At 76.1% G+C, this 6412-nt stretch carries 5 protein-coding genes; all 5 read left to right on the forward strand.

Translation table 11 applies throughout. The features are described 5' to 3' along the window. The first annotated feature begins 163 nt into the window (after positions 1 to 163). Complete coding sequence (locus tag ADK60_RS18910; protein WP_159400489.1) at positions 164 to 2077, forward strand: AbeC-like domain-containing protein; 1914 nt, start codon at positions 164 to 166, stop codon at positions 2075 to 2077. Further along, complete coding sequence (locus ADK60_RS18915; RefSeq protein WP_053647458.1) at positions 2074 to 2523, forward strand: hypothetical protein; 450 nt, start codon at positions 2074 to 2076, stop codon at positions 2521 to 2523. The genes ADK60_RS18910 and ADK60_RS18915 overlap by 4 nt, the downstream gene beginning before the upstream one ends. A gap of 159 nt (positions 2524 to 2682) precedes the next feature. Next, positions 2683 to 3537, forward strand: coding sequence for an SAM-dependent methyltransferase (locus tag ADK60_RS18920; RefSeq protein WP_078896773.1), 855 nt, complete (start codon positions 2683 to 2685; stop codon positions 3535 to 3537). A gap of 243 nt (positions 3538 to 3780) precedes the next feature. Next, positions 3781 to 5451: a YVTN family beta-propeller repeat protein gene (locus tag ADK60_RS18925; RefSeq protein ID WP_053647460.1), complete on the forward strand. Its 1671-nt coding sequence runs from the start codon at positions 3781 to 3783 to the stop codon at positions 5449 to 5451. Positions 5452 to 5590: 139 nt separating this feature from the next. Then, positions 5591 to 6346: a helix-turn-helix transcriptional regulator gene (locus ADK60_RS18930; RefSeq protein ID WP_079008497.1), complete on the forward strand. Its 756-nt coding sequence runs from the start codon at positions 5591 to 5593 to the stop codon at positions 6344 to 6346. Positions 6347 to 6412 lie beyond the last annotated feature (66 nt).

Raw genomic sequence — 6412 nt, forward strand, 5'->3', positions numbered from 1 at the left:
GGGACCCCCCCCCCCCTCCCCCCCCCCCCCCCTCCCCCCCCCCCCGCCCCCCCCCCCCCCCCCGCAGGGCTACCCGCCGCCACCGCCGATCCGGACCGGGCCGGTCCTCCCGCCGAAGCCGAGGCCGGTGCCGCCGCAGCCGGTGCCCCCGCGGCCGGTGCCGGTGCCGGAGCCACCCGAGCCGGCACCCGCCGAGCCGCCCGAACCGCCCGAGCCGCCCGAGCCGCACGACACCCCGACGTACCTGGGCCCCTCGTTCACGTCCGCCGCCACGCCCGGCCCCGCCGCCGGTACGCCCGGCCCCGCGTCCACGCCCGGCCCCGCTTCCGCGTCCACGCCCGGCCCCGCCGTCCCGGCGACGCCCGAGAACCTGCACCACCAGGCGGGCACCGTCCCCGGCGACGCCACCCGCTACCTGTGCGCCGCCGCCTGGCTGGACCGGCGCTTCCGCGCCGCGCTGATCGAGGAACTGGTCGAGCAGTCCTTCCGGATCCCCGCCCCCTCGCCCGGCACCGACCTCGTCCGGGTGCTGCACGAGGCCCTGACCGCCCGCCGCTGGGAGGCCAGGACCGGCCTGTTCTGCGTCCTCGTCGTCGTGCTGGCCTTCCCGGTGCTCGGCGTGGGCGCCGGACTCGCGGCCCTGGTGCTGCTCCTGCTGCTCACCCTGGCCGGCGGCGGCCTCGGGTCCGGCCGGATGGACCACCGGCTCGGCCTGGAGATCGAGCGGCTGATGATCACCCCGCGGTCGCCGCGCGCCACCGGCTGGCGCGGGACCGTCGCCGGCGTCGGCCGACTGCTCGCCACCCTGGCCCTGGTGGCCACCGCCGTCACCTATTTCTACGGCCCGCTCCGGGACTCCGGCCTGAACCGGGTGTTCGTTCCCGACCTGTTCGGCCCGATCGGCGCCGGCCTGCTCGTCGAGCTGGCCCTGCTCTGGCTGGCCGCCGCCCGGCTGCGCTACCGGCTGCGGCGCCGGCTGTCCGCGCTGGTGGGGATGGACCCCACCCCCGTCCCGCCGCCGCGCCCCCGCGGCTCGCGGGCCGCCCGGGTGTACGAGCGGCTGGGCGAGCAGCAGGCCGGACCGGAGCTGCTCTACCAACGCCAGGCCCCCCTGGTCGGCCTCGGCACGGCCGGCCGGATCTGGCGGATGACCTTCGAGCTGCGCCCCTCCGCCGAGCGGGCCGCGCGGGGCCGGGCGCCGGACCCGATCGACACCAGCACGCTCTACCGCTCCGTCGCGGCGCGGGTCCGCGCGCTCGCCCAGGACCAGCGCTACCCGGAGGACTCCCTGCGCGGACTCTCCGTCACCGACCGGGTGTTCCGCCCCAGTCTGCGCGACGACTCCCCGGACAGCTGGCTGGGCGCGATGTCCGGCCGGGCCGGGGAGCAGGTCCTGCTCGAACCGGCCTGGGCCGACCTGCTGAGCCGGTCCGGCCACGAGCGGCTCCGGCACTACCTGGCGATCCGGGTCGGCTCCTGGCAGGAGGAGGTCGTGGTCACCGTGCTGGTCCGGGCCAGCACCCGCGGCGGCCTGCTGTACCTGGAGTGGCTGCCGTACGTGCTGGGCCCGGTGGCGCAGGACTACCACGTGGTCGACCTGCTGGGCCACCGCTCCGGCTTCATGCACGCGATGAACGCGCTCGGCTGGTCCGCGCGCCGGCTCGGCGGCGACACGGCGATCGCCGTCGGCCAGGTCCGGCAGGTCTGGCAGTCGCGCCGCCGGGCCGCCCGGCTCGCCCGCCGGTACCGCCACCTGACCAGGGCCGGTTACGCCGTCGACTACGCGCCCCGGTCGAGCGTCCGCGAACTCGGCGCCGGCGCGACGTACCAGAACATCTTCCAGGAGCACGACGTGCAGCGCTTCCTGAGCACCGTGACCGAGCGGGTGTTCAGCGCGGTCGGCGCCGAACTGAAGGCGCGCGGTTACGACAGCGCGGCCTTCGAGGAGCAGTCGCAGAGCATCACCAACATCAACAACGGCGGTGTCCAGGTGGTGGGTTCCACCGTGCACGGCCCGGTCGCGGGCGGTGCCGGGGCCCGGGTCGACATCGGCAAGGAGAAGGGGAAGGGCAAGTGACCGAGGACGCGAACGCCGCCGCCGGGCCGGAGGAGAACCGGCCGCCCGCCGGGGCGAACTGGAACACCGGCGGGGTCCAGGTGGTCGGCTCCACCGTGTACGGCCCGGTGGCCGGCGGCCAGGGCGCGACCGTGCGGATCGGCGCGGACGCGGCCCCGGCCGCCCCGGTCGGACCCGAGGCACTGCGGGCGGCGGCCGAGGCGCTGCGCGCCGCGCTCGCCCGGCTGCGGGCCGAACGGCCGGGCGCCGTCGCGGACGCGGACGCCGAGGACGCGGACGCCGCCCTGGCCGGCATCCTCGCCGAGACGGCGCTCGACGAGCCCCGCGAGGGCCCGCTGCGCCGACGGGTCGGCACGGTGGTCGACGCGCTGCGCACGGTCGCGGTGCTGGCGGCGGCGGTGACCGGGCTGGAGGCGGCCTTCGCGGCACTGTTCGGGCAGATCTGAGCCCCTGCCCGATCGCGCCACCCGTTCAGGCACCGCCCGGTCCCCTGGTGTACGGTCGGTTACCGTGCGCACGAAGGCGTGTCCGTCGCCGAGTTGACGCGACGGACCGCCGGCGGGGGCCGGACCGGAACGTCAAGCGGGGAAGAGCGGGAGAGCGACATGGGGCGCGCTGACTGGGTGTCGGGGGAGCGGCCGGGCGAGCAGGGCCGGGAGTCCTGGACGGGGGTGGACCTCCGGATGGACGTCCCGCACTCGGCCCGGGTGTACGACTACCTCATCGGCGGCAAGACCAACTTCGCGCCGGACCGGGTCGCCGCCCACGCCTCCGTGCAGGCCTGGCCGGCCCTGCCGACCTCGATGCGGACGACCCGCACCTTCATGGAGCGGGTGGTCCGCCACCTCACCGAGAAGCACGGGGTGCGGCAGTTCCTGGACATCGGCACGGGCATCCCCACCTCGCCGAACGTGCACGAGATCGCCCAGGCGGTGGCCCCGGAGTCGCGGGTCGTGTACGTCGACAACGACCCGATCGTGCTGACCCACGCCCGCGCGCTGATGTCCAGCGCACCGGAGGGCCGCACCGCCTACCTGGACGCCGACCTGCGGGACGTCGACTCGATCCTGGACTCGCCGGCGCTGCGCGAGGTGCTCGACCTCTCCCGGCCGGTGGCGCTGTCGCTGATCGCGATCGTGCACTTCGTCCTCGACGCGGACGACCCGCAGGGCCTGGTCCGGCGGCTGATGGACCGGCTGGCGCCGGGGAGCTTCCTCGCGCTGACCGTCTTCACCGGCGACACCGACCCGGTGGGCGTCGGCGGGGTGGGCCGCGAGTACAACGCCCGGGGCATCCCGCTGCAGATCCGCGACCGGGCCGAGACCCTGGCCTTCTTCGACGGCTACGAACTGCTGGACCCCGGGGTCACCCTGGTCCACCACTGGAACCCCGACCCGGACGCCGCACCGATCCGGGACCAGGACATCGCGATGTACGGCGGCGTGGCCGTCAAGCGCTGATCCCGCGCCGCCCGGCCCCCGCCGCCCGCCGCCCGGCCCCCGCCATCGGGGAGCCGGGCGGTTCGAATAGTGACCAATTGAACAGACTTGAACGGTTGGCAACAATCCCGGTCATCTCCTGACGCTTCGTCAATCGACCTTCTACGCTTCGGGCGATCCGGACGGTCCCCCCGGGTCGCCCGGAATGCCCGGTGCGGCCGTGAAGCGTCCGGTTCCGACGATTCCGACGAGTCTGGAGATCCCGTGACAACACGCCCGTCCCCGCGCCGCTTCTGGACGGCCGCGGCCGCCGTCGGCGCGGCCACGGCCGCCCTGCTGGTCCAGCCAGGCGCCGCGTCCGCCGACACCGCGGGCGTCGCCGCGGCCGCCGGGCTGCCGCCCACGGTGGCGGCCACCGTCACCGTCGCCCCGTACCCGGCGGGCGTCGCACTGACCCCGGACGGCGCCCGGGCGTACGTGACCAGCCAGGGCAGCGGCACGGTCACCGTCCTGTCCACCGCCACCGGCACGGTGACGGGCAGTTTCACCGCCGGTACCGGCTCCTACGCCGTCGCGGTCGCGCCGGACGGCCGGCGCGCCTACCTCTCCCACCACCTCGACGGCACGGTCAGCGTGGTCGACACCGCCACCGGCGCGGTCGCCGCCACCGTCCCGGTCGGTGCCGGAGCCTTCGGTGTGGCGGTCGCCCCCGACGGCGGCCACGCCTATGTGACCAATGCCGAGGCCGGCACGGTCAGCGTGCTGGACACCGCCAGCGCCACCGTCACCGCGACCGTCCGGGTCGGAGCCGAGCCGCACGGTGTGGCCGTCGCCCCGGACGGCGCGTCCGTGTACGTCGCTGCCTCCGGCGACCAGCGGGTCGACGTCATCGACACCGCCACCGCCACGGTCGGCACCTCGATACCGGTGGGCCGCGGTGTGTTCGGCCTCGCCCTCGCCCCCGACGGCTCCCGGCTGTGGACCGCCAACGGCGGCGACTCCACCGTCAGCGTGCTGGACACCGCGCACCGGACCGTCACCGCCACCGTCCAGGTCGGCGCCAACCCGTACGCGGTGGCCGCCGCCCCCGACGGCCGGTCCGTCTACGCGAGCAACTACGCGGACAACACGCTCACCGCGATCGACGCCGCCACCGGCACCGTCACCGGCACCGTCCAGGTCGGCGCGAGCCCGTTCGGCCTGGCGATCACGCCCGACAGCCGGCGCGGCTACCTGGCCGACTTCGACGGGTCCGCCGTCAGCGTCCTCGACTTCCCGCCGCCCGCGCCGGTGGTCACGGGCGTCAGCCCGGCCACGGGCCCGCAGGCCGGCGGCACGGCGGTCACCGTGACCGGCACCGACCTGGCCGGCGCGACCTCGGTGAGCTTCGGCGCCGCCGGAAACGCCGCGTCCTTCTCCTGCACCGCGACCTCCTGCACCGCCACCGCGCCGGCCTCGCCGGTCGCCGGAACGGTCGACGTCCGGGTCACCACGGCGGGCGGCACCAGCGCCGCCGTGCCCGCCGACCGGTTCGGTTACGTCGCGCCGACCGCCGACGCCGCCGTCGGGCTCACCGCCTCCCCGGTGTCCGGCCTGCTGGGCGGCCGGGTCGACTACACGCTGACGGTGACCGGCCGGGGCCCCGACCCGGTGACCGCCGTCACCGTCACCTCCGCGCTGCCGAGCGGCATGATCGCCACCAGCAGTGACTGCACCGTCGCCGCCGGCCGTCTGACCTGCGCGATCGCCGGTCCGCTGGCCGTCGGCGCGAGCGTCACCCGGCACTTCACCGTGCAGGTCGGCCTGCTCGACCTCGGCCGGACCTTCGCCGTCACCACCTCCCGGACGGCCGGCACCCCGGCCGACCCGGTGCCCGGCAACGACTCGGCGAGCCGTACCTGCAAGGTGGCGCTGCTCCAGATCACCTGCAGCTGATCCGGCCTGATCCGGCCTGGTTTCGCCTGATCCCGCCTGATTCGTCACGGGCCCGTCCCCCGGGGTTCCTCACCTGGGGGCGGGGCCGTTCCGTGATCCGTCCTGGACGGAACGTCCAGGCTGGACGTACAGTCCAATCATGACCTCCGAGACCCCCGACCCGCGCCTGCGCGCCTGGGCCCCCGTCTGCCAGGCGGTGGCCCTGCTGCTCGGGCCCTATGCCGAGGTGGTGCTGCACGACGCCACCCGCGACGAGGTCCTCGCCATCTGGAACCCGATGGGCGGACGCGGGCCGGGCGACCCCTCGCTGCTCGGCGAGCTGGACGCCCTGGACCAGGCCGCCCCCGACGTCTACGGCCCCTACCCGAAGCTGCTGCCCGACGGCCGACGGCTCTCCTCGGTCAGCGCGGTGCTCCGCGACGAGGACGGCCGCCCCGCCGCCGTCCTGTGCGTCAACCTCGACCGGGGCCCGCTCGAACACGCCGCCGCCCTGCTCGCCGCCTTCGCCGCACCGACCGCCCGCCGCCCCGAACCGCTCTTCGAGCAGGACTGGACCGAGCGGATGAACGAGGTCGTCGGCGGCTATGTGCGCGCCCACGGCCGTCCCCTGGAGCGGCTCGGGCGCGAGGACCGGCTCGCCGTGCTCCGCGAACTCGACCGGGCCGGGGTGCTCGCCGTCCGGCGCGCGGTCCCGGCCGTCGCCACGGCGCTGAGGGTGTCCCGCTCCACCGTCTACACCCTGCTCGCCGAACTGCGCGAGAACCCCGATGCCCCGGGGGCGCCCGACGCACCCGAGGCTCCGGCGACCCCCGTGGCACCCGACGCGCCCGGAACGCCCGGCCCCCCCCCCCCCCCCGACAGCCTACCCCCCACGCGGGAAAGGGCCCCTCCATGACCCGCCTCCCCGACTTCCGCCTGGAGCCCTACTCCACCCGCTGGGAGTTCACCGCCCGCCACCACC

The sequence above is a fragment of the Streptomyces sp. XY431 genome, from assembly GCF_001279805.1.
Classification (GTDB): Bacteria; Actinomycetota; Actinomycetes; order Streptomycetales; family Streptomycetaceae; genus Kitasatospora; species Kitasatospora purpeofusca.